General features: G+C 71.5%; 15 protein-coding genes and 2 pseudogenes. 11 read left to right on the plus strand and 6 right to left on the minus strand.

Annotated elements, in window-relative coordinates; genetic code table 11:
* Positions 1-424: 424 nt before the first annotated feature.
* Positions 425-967 carry a TerD family protein gene (locus OG594_RS41785; protein WP_266607609.1) on the plus strand — a complete coding sequence of 181 codons (543 nt, stop codon included), beginning with the start codon at positions 425-427 and terminating at the stop codon, positions 965-967.
* Between the two features lie 157 nt (positions 968-1,124).
* Here the strand turns inward: OG594_RS41785 and OG594_RS41790 are convergent, their stop codons facing one another.
* The gene (locus OG594_RS41790) at positions 1,125-1,757 is read right to left on the minus strand and encodes a TetR/AcrR family transcriptional regulator (RefSeq protein WP_266607610.1); all 633 of its coding nucleotides are present in this window, start codon (positions 1,755-1,757) and stop codon (positions 1,125-1,127) included.
* Between the two features lie 153 nt (positions 1,758-1,910).
* Here OG594_RS41790 and OG594_RS41795 point away from each other — a divergent pair, with 153 nt between their 5' ends.
* The 4 genes from OG594_RS41795 to rraA all read left to right on the plus strand — a co-directional run bounded on the left by OG594_RS41795 (position 1,911) and on the right by rraA (position 4,676).
* Positions 1,911-2,777, plus strand: a complete 867-nt coding sequence (locus tag OG594_RS41795) for a phosphatase PAP2 family protein (RefSeq protein WP_266607612.1) — start codon at positions 1,911-1,913, stop codon at positions 2,775-2,777.
* A complete protein-coding gene (locus OG594_RS41800; protein ID WP_266607613.1) occupies positions 2,774-3,664 on the plus strand; it encodes a DMT family transporter in 891 nt (296 codons plus the stop codon). Before OG594_RS41795 ends, OG594_RS41800 begins: the two co-directional genes overlap by 4 nt.
* A gap of 76 nt (positions 3,665-3,740) precedes the next feature.
* Positions 3,741-4,007, plus strand: a complete 267-nt coding sequence (locus tag OG594_RS41805) for a GlsB/YeaQ/YmgE family stress response membrane protein (protein WP_189744401.1) — start codon at positions 3,741-3,743, stop codon at positions 4,005-4,007.
* Positions 4,008-4,196: 189 nt separating this feature from the next.
* Positions 4,197-4,676, plus strand: coding sequence for a ribonuclease E activity regulator RraA (gene rraA / locus OG594_RS41810; RefSeq protein ID WP_266607614.1), 480 nt, complete (start codon positions 4,197-4,199; stop codon positions 4,674-4,676).
* A gap of 229 nt (positions 4,677-4,905) precedes the next feature.
* On the opposite strand, the pseudogene OG594_RS41815 reads toward rraA, so the two are convergent.
* Positions 4,906-5,111: pseudogene (locus OG594_RS41815) on the minus strand (DUF4235 domain-containing protein).
* Between the two features lie 37 nt (positions 5,112-5,148).
* On the minus strand, positions 5,149-5,886 hold the full coding sequence (locus tag OG594_RS41820; RefSeq protein WP_266607615.1) for an SDR family NAD(P)-dependent oxidoreductase: 738 nt from the start codon (positions 5,884-5,886) through the stop codon (positions 5,149-5,151).
* Positions 5,887-5,970: 84 nt separating this feature from the next.
* Between OG594_RS41820 and OG594_RS41825 the strand changes: the two genes are divergently transcribed.
* Positions 5,971-6,570 (plus strand): TetR/AcrR family transcriptional regulator, encoded by a 600-nt coding sequence (locus OG594_RS41825; protein ID WP_266607616.1) that lies wholly within the window; start codon positions 5,971-5,973, stop codon positions 6,568-6,570.
* Between the two features lie 449 nt (positions 6,571-7,019).
* Complete coding sequence (locus OG594_RS41830) at positions 7,020-7,172, plus strand: hypothetical protein (RefSeq protein ID WP_266607618.1); 153 nt, start codon at positions 7,020-7,022, stop codon at positions 7,170-7,172.
* Positions 7,173-7,255: 83 nt separating this feature from the next.
* Here the strand turns inward: OG594_RS41830 and OG594_RS41835 are convergent, their stop codons facing one another.
* From OG594_RS41835 to OG594_RS41845, 3 genes are all read right to left on the minus strand, one after another.
* Positions 7,256-7,600, minus strand: a complete 345-nt coding sequence (locus OG594_RS41835; protein ID WP_266607619.1) for a transposase — start codon at positions 7,598-7,600, stop codon at positions 7,256-7,258.
* A gap of 195 nt (positions 7,601-7,795) precedes the next feature.
* A complete protein-coding gene (locus tag OG594_RS41840) occupies positions 7,796-8,950 on the minus strand; it encodes an RICIN domain-containing protein (RefSeq protein WP_266607620.1) in 1,155 nt (384 codons plus the stop codon).
* Between the two features lie 118 nt (positions 8,951-9,068).
* Positions 9,069-10,223 carry an RICIN domain-containing protein gene (locus OG594_RS41845; protein WP_266607621.1) on the minus strand — a complete coding sequence of 385 codons (1,155 nt, stop codon included), beginning with the start codon at positions 10,221-10,223 and terminating at the stop codon, positions 9,069-9,071.
* A gap of 819 nt (positions 10,224-11,042) precedes the next feature.
* On the opposite strand from OG594_RS41845, the gene OG594_RS41850 reads away from it, so the two are divergent.
* The 4 genes and pseudogenes from OG594_RS41850 to OG594_RS41865 form a co-directional block, all read left to right on the plus strand.
* Positions 11,043-14,408: an ALF repeat-containing protein gene (locus OG594_RS41850; RefSeq protein ID WP_266607622.1), complete on the plus strand. Its 3,366-nt coding sequence runs from the start codon at positions 11,043-11,045 to the stop codon at positions 14,406-14,408.
* 100 nt (positions 14,409-14,508) lie between these two features.
* Positions 14,509-14,886 carry a hypothetical protein gene (locus OG594_RS41855; protein ID WP_266607623.1) on the plus strand — a complete coding sequence of 126 codons (378 nt, stop codon included), beginning with the start codon at positions 14,509-14,511 and terminating at the stop codon, positions 14,884-14,886.
* 35 nt (positions 14,887-14,921) lie between these two features.
* On the plus strand, positions 14,922-15,428 hold the full coding sequence (locus OG594_RS41860; RefSeq protein WP_266607624.1) for a hypothetical protein: 507 nt from the start codon (positions 14,922-14,924) through the stop codon (positions 15,426-15,428).
* 428 nt (positions 15,429-15,856) lie between these two features.
* Positions 15,857-16,654, plus strand: a pseudogene (locus OG594_RS41865) (peptide-N4-asparagine amidase); the annotation flags it as partial.
* Positions 16,655-16,678: the final 24 nt, after the last annotated feature.

Genomic DNA, 16,678 nt, shown 5'->3' on the forward strand with positions numbered 1-16,678 from the left:
GTCTGGACGCGTGTACGAGGAAGCTAGGAAGCGGAACGGCTTATCGTCACTAGATTTGAGCAAAACTTGAGGATAACGATCCGGACAGTCGTCGATCGTGCGGTTGGCGGAGGTCGGATCGGGGGAAAGGGGCGGCGCGACGGTGGGTCCGGTGCGACCGGACGGGAATGTGCCGCTATCGGGTCGCTCTCGGGTATAGGGGCGTAAATCGGTTTTGTCCGTAACGGGCGGCCGTTCGCATCCGGTTACGCGCGCGTTCCCGCCGCGACCGGGGGATTTCCGTCGCGGCGCGCGGCGGACCGCAACGGGCTGGGCCGCACGGTCGAACCGGCCGAGGTGGCCGGAAGCGTGCGGTCGTTCGGGCCGGGCCGGGGGGCTCGTGGGATCATGGACGGGCAATGCCCGTGAACGAAGGGGGAGTTCGGTGACCGGTGTACGCAAGGGCCTGGCCAAGGTGGAGTTCGCGCTGCGGTGGGACCCGAGCCCGACGGGCGCGCCCGCGAACGACCTCGACATAGTCGCCGCGGTCTACGGCGCCGCGGACCTCCACGGGACGCCCGTCCAGCTGGTGCACTTCGGCAGCCGGTCGCCCGACGGCACCATCACCTTGAACCGGGACAGCCACACCGGCCAGGGCTTCGGCTTCGACGAGGTGATGACCATCGAGCTGCACCGGATCGCGCCGGAGTCGAGCCGGGTGGTGGTCGGCGTGGTCATCCAGAACGCCGACGCCGGCGCCGCGGGCCCCACCAGGACCTTCGCCGACATCGGCGGCGCCGGGTTCCGGATCCGTGAGGGCCACACCGACCTGGCCCAGGGCGACTTCGCGGCCGTGACCGCCGCCACCGCGGCCACCGTCGCCGAATTTACCCGAGACGCCTCGGGTCCCTGGTCCTTCGACCTGCGACTGCACGGCTTCGAAGCCGACCCCGAGGCGTTCGCCCGGACCATGGGCGCGCTCCGCTGAAGTCGGTCGTCCGGGCCGGTGCGGAGCCGCACGGATCGGACGGCGGCCACTCCTGGGGTGAGTGGCCGCCGCCCGGTCCGGGTGGCGCGCTGCCGCCGTCCCCACGAGGCAGCGCGGGCGGGTCGCCGTCAGGTCATCAGGACGGCGGCCCGCCGGTTCAGGGGGCCCGGTCGGCCAGGGGCGCGGTGGGGCGTGAAGGCGTGAGGCCCAGGGACGGGAGCATCACGGCGTCGACGAACCGGACCAGGTAGTCGGCGTCCGCGTACCGTCCCTCCAGCACCGGCCGGATCCGGAGCACGCCCATCAGCTGGGCGGGGAGGAACTCCACGGCCGGATGGTCGGCGGCGATCTCGCCGCGCGCCACGGCCCGTCCGACCATCTCGGCGAACGCGGCCAGCTCCGGCTCGACCAGCGCCTCGCGCAGCGCGGCCTGGAGTTCCTCGTCGCTGAGGACGGCGTGCCCGAGGGCCTGGGTCAGCCGGGTGTCCCTGCCGGAGGTGCCGGCCGCGATCCGGGCCGCCTCGCGCAGATCGCCGGCCAGTGACCCGGTGTCCACGGCGACGAGGGTGCCGCGGCGGCCGGCGCGCAGGGCGGCGGCGACGAGCTGGGGCTTGGTCTTCCACTGCCGGTAGAGCGTCGACTTGCCGCAGCTGGCCCGGGCGGCGACGCCCTCCATGGTCAGGGCCTCGTAGCCGTACTCGCGCAGCTGCTCCAGGACGGCGTCGTAGAACTCCTGCTCACGCTCCGGGGTGATCTTGGAGCGGCGCGCGGGGGACGGTGTCGACGTCATGGATGCGGCTCTCCTCGGGGGCGCCTCGGCTGCAGGTTCCACTACGGAAGTGTACGGGAACGCGACCGTATCGGTACACCAGTGTATCGATACGCCAATGTATCGATACACTGGCGTGTCGCTGTGCGCGTAAACAGGAAGAGAGACCGGGGGATGACCTCCCACACCACACCTGCCGAGCCGGCAGCCGGACCGAGAGCCGCGCGCCGCCGCCTCATACGCGAGCTGTTGCTCGTCGTGGGCTTCTTCGCCGTCTACAAGGCGGGCCGGCTGCTCTCGACCGACCGCACCGACGAGGCCTTCCGCAACGCGGCGCGCACGTGGGACGCCGAGCGCTTCCTGCACCTGCCCGGCGAGGGCGCGGTACAGCGGCTGCTGCTGCACGGGGACGCCCTCGTCACCACCGCGAACACCTACTACGCGGGCGTCCACTTCCCCGCGACCGCGCTCTTCCTGATCTGGCTCTACGTCCGGCGCCCCGCCCACTACCTGTGGACGCGCCGCGTGCTCGCCGGACTCACCGGAGCCGCCCTCGCCCTGCACCTGGCCTTCCCCCTCGCGCCGCCGCGACTGCTCGACGCCGCCGGGCTCATCGACACCGCACAGGTCTACGGGCCCACCGTCTACAAGGCCGCACCGGCCGAGGACACCCTGGCGAACCAGTTCGCCGCCATGCCTTCACTGCACTTCGGCTGGGCCCTGATGCTCGCGCTCGGCATGATCGCCGCCACCTCCTCCCGGTGGCGCTTCTTGTGGCTGCTGCACCCGCTGCTGACCCTGCTCGTGATAGTCGGCACCGCCAACCACTACTGGCTCGACGCCGTCGTGGCCGCCGTCCTGCTGTGGGCGGCCCTGCTGCTCGTCCCCAAGCCGCGCACGAGCGACCCCGATCCGGACCGGGGAGCGGGCCCGGGCCCGGGTCCGGACGCGCGAACGGGCCCGGAGCCCGGCCAGGACATCCCCGTACGAGGCCTGCCGCGCCCGCGGAGCGCGGACGCGGCCGTAGGAGCAGGACAATGAACGACACCGCCCTCGCCGTCGGACTCTGCCTGGCTTCGGCCGTGGCCTACGCGGCCGCCGCCGTCGCCCAGGAACGCCTCGCCCGGGCCGCCGTCGCCCGCACCGCCAAGGCCCTGCTGGGCTCCGGCGCCTGGTGGTGGTCGGCCGGGCTGAACGCCGCTGCCGCGCTGCTGCACGCGGCGGCCCTGCGCTACGGCCCCCTCACCCTGGTGCAGCCGCTCGGCGCGCTCACCCTGGTGGCCGCCGTCCCGCTGGGGGCGCGCCGGTCCGGCCGCCGGGTGGCGGCCACCGAATGGCGGGGCACCCTGGCCACCGTCGCCGGACTCGGCCTGCTGCTGCTCCCGGCCTCCGGGCCGGCCCCCGACGACACCCTCACGCTGATCGAGGCGCTGGTCGTCTCCACGGCTACCCTCGCCGTGATCATGATGCTGACCGCGGACAAGGACCCGCGCTCGGGCCTGCGCCACGCGACCGCCTCCGGACTGGCTTCCGCGGCGGCTTCCGCGCTGACCCAGACGGTGGCCGTTGCGGCCGGTCGCGGCGGAGCCCTGCTCAGCGTCCGGGTCGTCTCCGTGGCCCTGCTCGTCATGGTGTTCGCCGTCGGCGGGATGCTCCTGTCGCAGCGGGCCTACCGCGGCGGACTCGGCGCCCCGCTGGCCGTGGTGAACCTCGCCAACCCGCTGGCCGCGGCCGCCATCGGCATGGTCCTGCTCGGCGAACGGCTTCAGGGCGGAGTGCCGGGGCTGCTGCTGGCCGGCGCCGGAGCCTTCCTGGCGGCGCGCGGGGTGGTCCTGCTCACCCGGACGCCCTCCGCCGGTTCCGGTCCGGGCACCGGCCCCGTCACGGGCGCCGAGCTCCCCGTAGTGGCCGGCCGCGTGGCCGTCTGAGCGGCGGAGAACCGATCCGCCACCGGGCGCGTCCTCCCGGGGGAACACCCGAACGACCGAAGCGGAGTGACTGGACATGGGGATCGTCAGCTGGATCATCCTGGGACTGCTGGCCGGGGGCATCGCCAAGGTCCTGCTGCCCGGCCGGGATCCCGGTGGCCTGATCGGGACCACCCTCATCGGCGTCGCCGGAGCCTTCATCGGCGGCTGGCTGTCGGCGAAGGTCCTGGACAAGCCCATCCAGACCGAGTTCTTCGACCTCGCCACCTGGGGCTCCGCCATCGCGGGCTCACTGGTCCTGCTGATCGGCTACCGCATCCTGTTCGGCAACTCCCGGAACTGACCCGGCCGCACGCGGTCCGGTCCGGACCCCGCCACCGCCCGGGCCGCCCGCCCACCCGTCACGTTCCAGCCGATTCGGGCCGCCCGCGCCGCGTTTGCGAGACGCCCCGCGGCGCCGGACGACCGGCGGATTACGCTGGCCGCACCACCGCGACGCACGCGCACGAGCAGCGAAGAAACCGGTAGCCAGATGAGTGTCACCCCCGTCCCCACAGCCGACCTGTACGACGAGTACGGCGAGACCCTGGCCATCTGCGCCACCGGGTTCCGCCAGTTCGGCGGCCGCCGGCTGTTCGCCGGTCCCGTACGGACCGTGCGCTGCCACGAGGACAACGCGCTGCTGCGCACCCTCCTCCACACGCCGGGCGAGGGCGCGGTCCTCGTCGTGGACGGCGGCGGCTCGCCGCGCACCGCCCTCGTCGGCGACCTCATCGCGGGCGCGGCCGAGGCCAACGGCTGGGCCGGCCTGATCGTCAACGGCTCGGTCCGCGACAGCGTCGCCCTCGGCGGGCTCGACCTCGGCATCAAGGCGCTCGGCACGGTTCCCCGCAAGAGCGGCAAGACCGGCGACGGCGCGGTCGACGAGCCCGTCACCATCGGCGACGTCACCTTCCGCGCCGGGGACACCGTCCACGCGGACGACGACGGCGTGGTCGTCCTGCCCCGCTGACGTCCGGACCGGAGCCGGCGCGGCGGGCCGGGGCGGTCCAGAACCGGCCAGGGCCGGAGCACCGACCCTGGCCCGGCCCCGGCGGGCCGGGTTTCACTGCGGGCCCATGAGACGACGACACAGGATCACCCGGTGGTGCGCGGCCACGACATTCCTCCATGGTTTCGGGCTACGGGTTTTGGGGGGCGCTGGCCCTCGAGATCTGGGCCGGCTCCGCCCTTGGAGGGGTTCAGCCGGGCCAGGTGCCGGTCAGGCGCCTGGTCGTGGCGGCTCCTGCCCGGTCGACGGCGGCCTTGACGACGGCGAAGATCGCACCTTGCGGGGCCGCGGCGAACCGGACCTCCCGCCAGGTGCGGTCCTCGCCGGTGGCGTCAGGGGCATCGTCGTCGTGGCCGATCATCTTCCACGCCTGCTTGAGGGCCCGCCGGTGATCATGCCGCTCGCGGCGCCCAGGGCCAGGCCGACCGGCTTTTCAGGCCCGGGTGTAGCCGCCGTCGGCGAAGAGTTCGGCGCCGGTGACGAACGAGGAGGCGTCCGAAGCCAGGAAGAGGGCGGCTTCGGCGATTTCCTCGGCGTCGGCCAGCCGTCCCAGTGGCACGACGGCCTCGGCGAACCGGTCGGCGTCCGGCCCCGCGGCGCGCAGCAGGGCAGGGGTTCGCGTGGGTCCCGGGCTGAGGACGTTGACCCGGAATCGGCGCTCCCGTGACTGCCGGGCCCAGTTGTGCACGAGGTTGCTCAGCGCCGCCTTGGAGGCGCTGTAGACCTCGAGGTGCTCATTGGGCCGCACGCTGTTGCTCGAGCCGATGACCAGGATGGAGGCGTTCTCCGCCAACAGCGGAAGCGCCTTCTGGACGGTGAAGAGTGGGCCCTTGACGTTGACGGCGAGCGTCAGGTCGACGTTCGCCTCGGTGTGGGCGCCGAGCGCGGCGTCCGCAACGATTCCCGCGTTGGCCACCAGTACGTCGATGCGTCCGGCCTCCTCGCGGACTCGGGCGTAGAGCGCGTCCAGGTCGGCCAGGACCGAGGCGTCGGATCGTACGCCGGTGGCCGCAGGGCCGATCTCCTTGACCGCCGCTTCGAGGCGTTCGATGTCCCGGCCGGTCACGAAGACCCGTGCGCCCTCCCGGACGAAGCGGTGGGCGATGGCCAGCCCGATCCCGCTGGTCCCTCCGGTGATCACGGCCACCTTCTCCTGCAACACGCCTGGCATGTCGAGCCCCTTCAGTTGTGGAATGGATCGTCCACAACCTAGTCAGTAATGGACGATCGAGTCAAGAATGGGTAGGCTGAGAGCATGGCGAGACCACGCGCATTCGACGAACGTCAAGTCCTGGAGCGGGCCCGGGAACAGTTCTGGGCGACGGGCTATGCAGGAACCCGGATGGACGACATCGCCCAGGCGACCGGCCTGGGCAAGGGCAGCCTGTACGGCGCGTTCGGCGACAAGGGCAAGCTGTTCCACCGTGTGTTCGGCGACTGGTGCACCGCAGTCGTCGAGGTGGCCGAAGGGCGGCTGGCAGGTGGCCCGGACGAAGGGGCCTTGGCCCGGCTGTCGGGATACGTGCATCTCATGGCGGAGAACGCCGCCTCCGACACCGAGCGCCGCGGGTGCCTGTTGGCCAAGGGTGCGGCGGAACTGGCCCAGCACGATCCGACGGTCGCCGGACGGTCGGCCGAGACCATGACGGCACTGCTGACCCTGCTGCGGACGGAGATCAGCGCCGCCCAGCGCCACGGCGACATCGATAGCGCTGCGGATCCGGAGCGGTTGGCGGCACTGCTGTTGACCGTGGTCCGGGGTATCGAGGCGGTAGGCAAGGCCGGCCTGGACCCGGAGACGCTGCGGAGTGTCGCAGGCACCGCACTGGCGGTCCTGCCCACGCCCAAGGGGTAGAAACGTCTCGCAACCGGGCACCGTCCAGCCCGCGCACACGGCCCATCAGGCGCGTTGCGCCCGGTGGAGGACGGCCGGCAGTCCGTGGAGGCGTAGGGCGGCCCGGGCGGCGTTCGCGCCTGCAGCTCCCTGGACGCCGCTGCCGGGGTGCGCTGCCGCGGAGGCGAGGCGGAGCCGTTTGACCGGGGTCCCGTGCTGGTGGAGTGGGATTGGTGGACGGCGGAGTTCGGGAGGTGCACGCGGGCGCGGCGGGTGTTCTTGTCGGCGGCGGCGAGTCCAGCCCGGCTTCGGCGGGTGTGTGAACATGGAGCGTGTCGGTTGCAGGCCTTGATCACCTCGGTCTGCGGTGCAGTCGAGGTCCAGAGCCGCGATGCCAAGCCGGCTTCCATGCGCGGTTCGTTGAGGTCGGCGGGGGAGCTGCCCTGCTGCTGTTCACGACCGAGGCGACCGTGCCCGATGTGAAGGCGACCGCCCCCATCCAGCAGGCGCTGACCGAGCGCGGGCTGAAGCCCGCCGAGCACTACCTCGACTCAGATCTTCTTGGCTCCGTCATAGCCGCGGCTGTCGGCCCCCACCACCGCGTCGGCCTTCACCGACTGTGAGTCGATCACCGCGGCCGTCGGCTCCGGATCGCGCCCGGCCGCCTCGCGCACTTTCCCCCTCAGCCGGTCGTGGAGCTCACCGATCAGCCCGCATCGGCGCCAGCGCCGCCAGAATGCGTAGACCCGGTCCCAGGCGGGAAGTCGACCGGCAGATTGCGCCACTTGATGCCGTTGTCGACAACGTAGAAGACCGCGTCCAACATCACGCGATGGCAGTAGCTCTCCGGCCTGCCACCCCGGCCCTCCATCCATGCCGGCACCGGCAGCAGCGGCCGGATCTCCTGCCACTTGGCGTCCGTCAGGTCCGTGCCATAGGCCCGGACCCGGTCGGGCTGATCAGCCGCCTTCCCGAACCGGTGAACGAGGCAATCGCACGCCCCGCCGGACGAGTTGAACCGGACACCCTCGACCACGTACAACGGTGACAACAGGGCCTCCTGGCGTGATCGGTGTCTCAGCAACTCCGAACTGCACCAGAGGCCCTGTCTTCATGCACGGCCACGGCAGAATCACCCGCCCCACCGGCCACTTTCGATCACACCGCACTCAAGATCGATAGGACAACGGCTTCTGACACCAAACCGGTGCATCGCAGCCGGGGCCTTGTGCCGTGAGTGGTCCGGTCATGACGTGAAGGTCCACTCCAGGGTCGGCATGTCGTGGCAGGTCCACTGCTGGGCCCGGGCGCCGTCGATCATCTGCGAGTCCTCGATCTCCAGGCACTTGCCGCTGTTGCGGTTCTTGAGCCAGTAGCCCCACTTTCCCTTGACGAGGTCCCAACGCATCGTGGGCATGTCGTGGCAGGTCCACTGCTGGGCCCGGGCGCCGTCGGTCATCTGCGAGTCCTCGATCTCCAGGCAGATACCGCTGTTGACGTTGCGGACTTCCCAGCCGTTTCCGGCCCAGTGCAGGTTCCATCGCATGGTGGGCATGTCGCGGCAGGTCCACTGCTGGACGCGAGCGCCGTTGGTCCGCAGTGAGTTCTCGATCTCCAGGCACTTGCCACTGTTGGCGTTTACCAGCGGGCCCTTCCAGTCGGCGGTCTGGGTCTGCTGGAACCAGGAGGCCAGGTCGTCGACGCGGACGGAAAGGGCGCTGGTGCGGGTCTCGGCTGCGGGGGACCCGAGACAGCCTCCCTGCCAGGACCGGGAGTTGACACCGACGATCTGTCCGTCGGCGTTCAGGAGTGGGCCGCCCGTGTCTCCCTTGCATAGAACGTCTGTACCCTTGCCGGTGATCCCCAGACCTGTGGGAGTGCTCGCGTCGAGAGTGAACGTTCCGGCGCGGAGCTTGTCCGGCACCCACTCGGTTCTGGTTCGGCCGAACCCGGCCGCGGTCAGATCGGTGCTCACGGGCGGCAGGCCAAGCGCCCGGATCGCGGGCCGGACAGTGGTGACGGGAGTGACGAGCCGGATCAGGGCGAGATCTCGGTCGTCCCGCGGGACGATCTCAAGGATGTCCGCTGTCGTGCCGTCGCTGAGCGCGGCCGTGGCCTTCAGGGCCGGCCTGCCGGCTGGGACCGGCGTACCGGGGGTGGCCGCGAAGCAGCTCGCGGCGGTCAGGACCCACAGCTGATGGATGAGAGTGCCCGTGCAGGCACGTGCACGGTCTTCATCGCCGATGGTGAGTTTGACGACGGCAGCAAGCTGTCCGGCGGCCGTTTCGGGGCCGCTCACGGCCATGGCGGGAGCCACCGGCATGGCGAGGGGCAGCAAGACCATGGTGAGGACGGTCAGCAGGCCGGGGGTCCGCGCGGTGCGCGGGCGGGGCGCAGGCATGTCTCTTCCTTCGTCAGGCGTGTGCGGGTTTGCGGGCTTCATCCGTCTGCGCCAAGGCGTGGCGAGGTCCCCGACCGGGTGTGGCAGGCCGGGAACCTCGCAGAACACCGGTGGCCGGTCAGATCCTCCAGACCTGGTCGGCGTACTGCGCGTCGCAGTCGACCTGCACCACGGGGGCGCCCCACTCCGGGGTGCGCCACGATACGTACATGCACCGGTTGTTCAGTGAGTTGCGGATCTGGTAGCCCCCACTGGCAACGGGATCGAGCTTCCAGACCTGGTCGGCGTACGCGGGGTTGCAGTCGTACTGCGTTACGGGCGCGCCCGGCTCCGGGGTGCGCCACGACACCAGGAGGCATCGGTTGTTGTGGGTGTTGCGGATCTGGTAGCCGCCACCGGCGACCGGCTCGAACTTCCACAGCTGGTCGGCGTACTTCGGGTCACAGTCGGCCTGCTGGGCTGGGGCGCCGTTGTCGGGCGTGCGCCAACCGACGAACAGGCAGAGGTTGCTGTGGGCGTTGCGGACCGAAGCGGTGGTGAGGCCGGCCTGCCGTACCCAGTCGGCGAGGCCGTCGACGCGCGTGGAGATGGCTCCCGTACGGGTCTCCGTGGCGGGCGTGCCCAGGCATCCCCCCTGCCAGGAGCGGCTGTTCACGCCCACCAGCTCGCCTGCGGCGTTCAGCATCGGGCCGCCCGTGTCGCCCTTGCAGAGGGCGTCGGCGCCCTTGCCGGTGACGGTGAGGGAGGTGGCGTCGGTGGCGGTGACGCTGAAGGCGCCGGTGTGGAGCTTGCCCGGTACCCACTCGGTCTTGGTACGGCCGAACCCTGCGGCCGTCAGGTCGGCGCCGGAAGCCGCGGCCGAGGTGGCAAGCCGAGCGGTCCTGATGTCGGTGACGGGCGTGGCCAGCCGGACGAGGGCGGCATCGCGGTCGCTGCGCGGGGCTATCTCGGTGACTTCGACAGCCTGGCCGTTGCCCAGGATGGCCGTGGTCTTGAGGGCCGGCTTGCCGGCGGCGACCTCGCTGCCGGGTAGGGGCGCGAAGCAGCTGGTGGCGGTCAGGACCCAGAACCGGTCGACCAGAGTGCCTGTGCAGGCACGGGAATCGACTTCGCCGCCCAGTTGGAGCCGCACCGCGTAGGGGTGCGTGTCGGCGGCGGGCTCGGGACCCGTGACCGCCGTCGCGGAAGTCGCGGGGACCATCACGAGAGTCGTTAACGCGGTGGCGGCCAGGGCGCCGTTGATCCGCGCCGCGCGCGAACGGAATGCGAGCATGCTTCCTCCTTGAATTCGAAATTCCGGCACACGGCGATGCTCCGTCGCGTGCTCATGTCTGGTGGGGCGTCGACCGGAGATTCGACCTGCTCGCGCAACCGTGCTTTCACGGCGCCGGCGACCGAGGCGAAAGGCCTTCGGGTGGCTGCGCACCATCCCGAAAGCGCTGATTCCGCATCGGTGGATGCACGCAGATGGAATCCGCGGCCCTGATGCGTTCCGCCACGGATACGGACGACGGGCGGGGGTTCCTAAAAGCGGGGCTGGACCGGGTGATGCCGCCCCCGGTGTCCACCCGGGTTACGGGTGTTGCGGAAAGCCGGATCATGAAGTCTCCCCCTGGGGCGCGGCTCCACAGGCTGTCGGCAGCCGCCCACTGCGCCATCATGCACGCTCAAGATCAGCGGCACAATTGCCGCACAGCCTATGCTGCGCCGGCAGTCGGGCGTCGGGCGCAGGCCGTCGGCATGACCGGGCTCAGCATCGGCTACCACGCGTCGGCCCGCAAGCGGATTCCACAATGATCAGTTGCTACCGCATGCAATCGGACTGCCCGTCAGAACAAGGCTGAATTACGTCTTCCGATTTCAGTTCGATCGACTCACCAAGAGGCCTCGGGGCACCCATTGGCTCGTTTCCGGACAGTCTCGTCTGAAAATGACTGCCAATCAGCCACGGTTGATTTCCAGATTGCCGCGGCATACGGTAAGCGCATTCGCACTGCAGACCGATGTCGCAGTCGCCCAACCACCTTCACTGAACAGCGCAATGGGGATGCCGCTGTCATGCCTGCGCCGCTGTTCGAAAACGGGGGAAACCATGAACGACTTACCGCCGGCATTCTGGAGCAGGCGCCGGGTTCTCAGCACCGCGGCCGGTGTCGCAGCCGTTCCCGCGCTGCCTTCCCTCCTCACCCTGGCCGCCGCGCCCGCGCGGGCCGCCGAGGGCACGAGCGGGGCCACCGGCCTGCCCGGCACCGACCGGGGCAAGGCCGTATGGGCGTACAAGACCGGGGGCCGTGCCGTCCGCGAAGGAGCTGCCGCAGCGCTCGCCGGATCCCCCGCGTTCGTCACCGCGTTCCTCACCTCGCAACTGCCCGCCGCCAAGGCGGACGACAACCGTTTCGCGATCCTCTCCGCCCTTCCCTACGCGGGGAAGTCGGTGCAGCAGGCGGCCGGTGCGGCACTGTCCGCCGGCGAGGGCGCCGTCGCCGCTTTCCTGGCGGGCGGTTACTCGAAGGCGCTCGAGACGGATCTGCGGGCCGCCGTCTTCACCGTCATGAGCTACAGCGGTCGCGGCGTCAAGCGTGCGGCGACGAAGGCGCTGGACCTGGGGACGGCGAAGGCGTACGACACCTTCCTGACGACCACCCAGTACACCGCGCAGCAGGAGGACGACCGGTTCGAGGTCTTCTCCGTGCTCTCCACCGCCTCGCCGGAGGTGAAGAAGTACGCGGAACGGGCTCTCAATGAGGGGACGCCCGAGGCGATCCGCCAGTTCCTGAGCGCCGGCCAGCACATTGCGCGGGCCCGTGACGAGGAAGCCGCGACCATCGACCAGTTGGTCGCCATCGTCGAGCGGGAGGGCCTGCGGGCTCAGTTGCAGACGGAGCAGGCCGTCGCCGCCTCCGACAGCGCGAAGAAGGCCGCCTCCGAGGCCAAGGCCGCCGCGCTGAAGGCGGCCGACGAGGCGAGGGCCGCCCAGCAGGACGTGAGCAAGGCGGCCTCGGCCGCGAACGACGCGGCGAGTGCCGCCCGCGGCGCCGCGGACGCCGCTGCCACCGCGATCGGGGCCTCCCGCATGGCGCAGGCCGCTTCCGGTCGGGCCGCGTCTGCGGCGCAGGCCGCGGCTGCCGCGGCGGCGTCCGCAGGCAACGCGGCCGCGCGCGCCTACCACGCCGCGATCGCCGCCTCGGCGGACGCGAGCAAGGCCGGCGCCGCACGCCAGGCGGCGCAGGGAGCGCGCGCGGCTGCCGAGCGCGCGACCACCGCGGCCGCCGCGGCCGATCAGGCGGCTTCCGCCTCGCAGCAGGCGTCGGCGGCCGGTTCCGCCGCGGCGGGTGCGGCCCAGAACGCCGCGCAGGCTGCCAACGCCGCTGCTGACGCCGCGAGTTCGGCGGGCATCGCGCAGTCGCAGGCCGCCAAGGCGCGGCAGGCTGCCGCCGAGGCCGACGCCGCCGCCGCGCGGGCCACGCGGGCCGCGAGCACCGCGCAGTCGCTCGCGAACCGGGCGGCAAGCGCCGCACGTGTCGCCCGTGACGCTGCCCGCAGTGCCGCCGCCCACGCGATCAAGGCTGCGGAAGCGGCCGAGGAAGCGGCGGACCACGCGGGCGAGGCGATCGAGTACGCCAAGCGGTCCACGGCCTACGCGGAGGCCGCGATGGATGCGGCCACCACCGCCGCCAACGCGATCAAGGAGGCCCAGGCGGTCGAGGTCGCGGCCCGCGCTGCTGAGAGCGCCCGTATCGAGGAAGACACCAAGCTCGGTGTCCTGGAGGCGCGGCTGCGGGCGCAGGCGGAGACCGAGGACGCGGTCCGGGCCGACCGGGCGCGGACACAGGCGGACCAGACCACGACGGAGACCAAGGACCTGATCGCCGCCGCGGAGGCGGCGTTGAAGGCAGGCGCCCCCGACACGGCCGCGTCCGGCCGGAAAGCCGCCGTCAGGCTCCTGCACTCGGGCGGTACGTGGACGCGGGAGGCCGCGGAGTTCGCTCTTGCCGGCACCGACGCCGACGTGGCCAACTGGATCGACACCGACCGCCTGCTCGCGCAGAAGCAGGACGACCGCGAGAACGTCGTCGCCGTCGCCCGGGTGACGACCTCCGCGGTCGCCGGGGCCGCACATCAGGCCCTGGCCAGCGGCGACCCCGACGCCGCCCGGAGGTTCCTCGATCAGGGTGTGATCGAGGCGGCCGCCACGGACAACCGGGTCACGGTATTCAGGATCCTGGGCGAGAACCCCGGCAAGGCCGTCACGGCGAAGGCCGAGGCGGCGCTGCGCGACGGCAGCGCCCAAGCGCTGCATCGCTTCCTCAACATCGAGCTGGCGGAGGCGGTCAAGGAGGACGACCACGTCGAGGTGTTCCGCCTCCTCGGCAGCGGCGGCCCCTACATGCAGTCCGCGGCGAAGATCGTGCTGGAGGGCTCCGCCCGCATGCGGCGCTACTTCGTGCTGCACGACCAGTACAACATCGCCCGCCTCGACCACGACCGGGCCACTCACATCGCCGCGATTCGGGCCTCCATCGCCCACGGCGCGCGGATCGCCGCGAAGGCGCAGCAGGACGCCGCACTCGCCGCCCAGGCGGCGGCCGAGGCGCGCCAGGCCGCGCAGGAGGCCTCTGACTGGGCGCTCAAGGCGCAGGGCTACGCCCAGGACGCCGCGGACTCTGCCAAGGAAGCGCGTGACAGCGCGGACGCGGCCGACAGGTCGGCGGCCTCCGCCGCGCAGTCGGCGCAGCAGGCGAAGAGCGCGGCGTCCGTCGCCCGTGGCGCCGCCCGCACGGCGAACTACTCCATGCGGCGCGCCGTGGCGTCCGCGCAGCAGGCGGTGGCCTACGCGGCCGATGCGCAGTCCTCCGCCACCCAGGCGCAGGCGTCGGCCCAGCAGGCGGGCAAGGACGCGCAGGAAGCCGCCACGGCCGCCAGTGACGCCCATCGGATCGCGACCGCGAAGCGGGACGCCGAGATCGTGGCCGCGGCGAAGCAGGCCGCCGTGGAGGCGAAGCACCACGAGCAGGCGGGGACCACCCCGGCCACGGAGGCCGACGACGACGGCGACACCAAGCTCTGGGGGCTGTGGCCGGAGGACGTCAAGGACACCAAGGACTGGGCCCTGGTCACGGGCCACTGGAGCACGGTCGCCGGAGGCGCTGCGGTCGTCCTGGGCGTCGGCGCCCTGTTCTTCCCGCCCCTGGCCGCGGCCGCCGGCGTCGTCGGCCTCGTCTCCCTGGGACTCCAGGGGGCGAGCGCGCTGCTCAACGGCATCAGCTACGGCTGGGACGACGCGCGGTTCCACCAGGCACTCGGCGCGTTCGTGCTCGGTGGCATCCTGACCGGCAAGGGGAAGCTGCTCGGCAAGATGGGCGAGCAGGTGTCCAAGACGGTCGGCCAGAAGGTGTCCAGTGCCGCGGGCGCGGTGGCCGACGGGACGACCACCGTCGTCGGCTGGCTCACCTGGTAGACCGTCACCTCCCCGGGTGGGCGGGAAGGGTAGCTAGTCCCTCCCCGCCCGCCCGGGTCGTACACGCGCCGCAGACGCGCCGCACACGACAAGGGATTCCGTGCTGACCTCGAACCTGTCCGCCGGTCAATGGTGGATCGCCGCGCTCGTGTCCGGCCTCGCCCTCGGCCTGGCCGCGCAGTCCATGACCACGACCCCACGGGACCGGCTGATCGCCTGGTCGTTGCCCCTGGTCGGCGCCGTGTCCATTGCCGGCGGCTCCGCCGCACGCGGTTACGCGGGCAGGACACCGCTGGTGCTCTACACCGCCACCATGATCATTCTGGTCATTCTGAGAATCGTCTTCGCCGGGTACGTCACCCGCCAGCTCGACCTGAAGCGCGCGGGGAAACCCATGGAGGACATGTCCCGCGGACAGACCTTCGTGTTCCTCCTCGCATTCCTGGCCGCGCTCATCGGCGTCGCCTATCTCATCTGAAGAGCCGTTCCGACAAAGACAAAGAAGGAAGAACGATGAAGATCTCACGACGGATCATCGCCACGGCCGCAGCGACCGCGATCTGCGCCGCAGCGGCGGTGACCATCGCGACCGCTCAGACCCCCCAGGCTCCCGCCGCGGTGCCCGTGGCCGCCGATGGCCCCGGCTACGCCATCGAAACGTTCGAGTACCCCGACGGCGCGCGGATCGGTGCCGAACTCGGCATCGTCCTCAAGCGGGGCGACGGTCACATCATGCTCGCCGACTGCGCCTCCTCGGAAAGCCAGATCCAGGTCTTCTCCCGGACCAACGGGACGATCTGCTTCCGCGCCGCCGGCGGCTCGGGCCAACTGACCGTGGAGATCCCCGCCGTCTACGGCATCCGGGGCGACGCCACCCACCGGACGAGCGTCACGCTGACCGCGGAGGGTGCGCCCGAGCAGAACATCGACGTGGACAAGAACCAGTGGAAGCCGGTCGGCGAGGCCGCCGACCCCCAGCGACGCGACCACGTCCTCGTCGACATCCGCACCACCAAGTAGCACCGCCCTGGCCACGAGAGTCCTCTCGTGGCCAGGGCGCAGGCCCACCGACCGTCGCGGGGTGGATCACGCTCGACCGCGCCCCCGCACTCACCGCTGTCCTACCTTCTTCTTGTGGGTCTGAACTGGTCATTCGTTAGATCGGTGGGACCCAGGGGTCCTGGGTATGGCTGGCACAGTGACGCCGTTGGATGGCTCAGGAGACTTGGCCGCCCGGGGCCCCGCGACGACTCGACCGCGGCATGAGGACGCGCCCCTTGGTTCTGACGCACCGTCGGATTCCGGGCACTCCCGGGCACCTGGCGGTGCGCAAGATCGGGGAATCCACGGGGTGACCTGGGGCTACTCCGGGCACACCAAGTGTGGTGATATCCCGAGGGATTCCTGGGAAACCGCAGGTCAGACGTGCTCCCTTACTGCTACCTGTTCCCTTCCTCTGGTACGTCACCCCCGGCCCGCGCGCCTTCGACGTCCAGCCGATCCGCTACGACCTCACCCCCTACGCCGCCCTCCTCAACGACGGCCGACCGCACCGCATCGAGGTCTCCGTCGCCGGGGTCCCCGCCGGACAGAGCGGCTGGAGCACCCCCACCAACCTGCTGCTCTGGCAGGACGGGGCCCGGGAGGTCGTCACCGGCGCCCTGACCCGCTACGAGCCCGGCGATCCTACCGGCCACTCCCGATGGACCCCCGCGGCCCCCGGTGCGCAGCACCGCCTGGACACCGAGGGCGCACACCGGCTCACCGTCGCCGGACACCTGAACACCTCCCGCGGCCGCGTGGCCACCACCGTCACCCGCGCCGTACGGGGCACCTCCGTGCACCGCTGGACCGACGGCCAGAACCAGGACGCGCTCACCGCCACGTGGACCGACGAGGAGAGCGTGACGCGAGGGCCGACCACCACGCGGACCGACCGCACCTACACGATGGACGGCGAGACAACCCTCGGCGCCGGCGACCGGCTGCGCACCGTCCTCTCGCTCGGCGACCGCGCCGACACCGTCACCCTGCGCGGCGGCAAGGCCGTCGACCGCTCCCGGCTCGACGACCGGTACACGGGCGACGCCACCTACACCGCGAACGTCCCGCGCGACCAGCGGCACGCGGTCGCCACCACGTCCGCCCGCTACCGGTCGTACGGGTCCGCAGCGCCTGGTGGGTGTTACGACCGGACGGTGGCCACCGCTCAGGGCACGCTGACGGTGGACCGCCGACGCTGCTGATCCGGCCGCCCCCTACGATGAGCG

This window comes from Streptomyces sp. NBC_01214 (assembly GCF_026340975.1).
In the GTDB taxonomy this organism is placed as follows: Bacteria; Actinomycetota; Actinomycetes; order Streptomycetales; family Streptomycetaceae; genus Streptomyces.

What these genes read in the sequence shown, in the direction of transcription:
- OG594_RS41790 (WP_266607610.1), bottom strand. Translation starts at nt 1,757, where the DNA reads ATGACGTCGACACCGTCCCCCGCGCGCCGCTCCAAGATCACCCCGGAG.
- OG594_RS41795 (WP_266607612.1), top strand. Translation starts at nt 1,911, where the DNA reads ATGACCTCCCACACCACACCTGCCGAGCCGGCAGCCGGACCGAGAGCC.
- OG594_RS41800 (WP_266607613.1), top strand. Translation starts at nt 2,774, where the DNA reads ATGAACGACACCGCCCTCGCCGTCGGACTCTGCCTGGCTTCGGCCGTG.
- OG594_RS41805 (WP_189744401.1), top strand. Translation starts at nt 3,741, where the DNA reads ATGGGGATCGTCAGCTGGATCATCCTGGGACTGCTGGCCGGGGGCATC.
- rraA (WP_266607614.1), top strand. Translation starts at nt 4,197, where the DNA reads ATGAGTGTCACCCCCGTCCCCACAGCCGACCTGTACGACGAGTACGGC.
- OG594_RS41820 (WP_266607615.1), bottom strand. Translation starts at nt 5,886, where the DNA reads ATGCCAGGCGTGTTGCAGGAGAAGGTGGCCGTGATCACCGGAGGGACC.
- OG594_RS41825 (WP_266607616.1), top strand. Translation starts at nt 5,971, where the DNA reads ATGGCGAGACCACGCGCATTCGACGAACGTCAAGTCCTGGAGCGGGCC.
- OG594_RS41840 (WP_266607620.1), bottom strand. Translation starts at nt 8,950, where the DNA reads ATGCCTGCGCCCCGCCCGCGCACCGCGCGGACCCCCGGCCTGCTGACC.
- OG594_RS41845 (WP_266607621.1), bottom strand. Translation starts at nt 10,223, where the DNA reads ATGCTCGCATTCCGTTCGCGCGCGGCGCGGATCAACGGCGCCCTGGCC.
- OG594_RS41850 (WP_266607622.1), top strand. Translation starts at nt 11,043, where the DNA reads ATGAACGACTTACCGCCGGCATTCTGGAGCAGGCGCCGGGTTCTCAGC.
- OG594_RS41860 (WP_266607624.1), top strand. Translation starts at nt 14,922, where the DNA reads ATGAAGATCTCACGACGGATCATCGCCACGGCCGCAGCGACCGCGATC.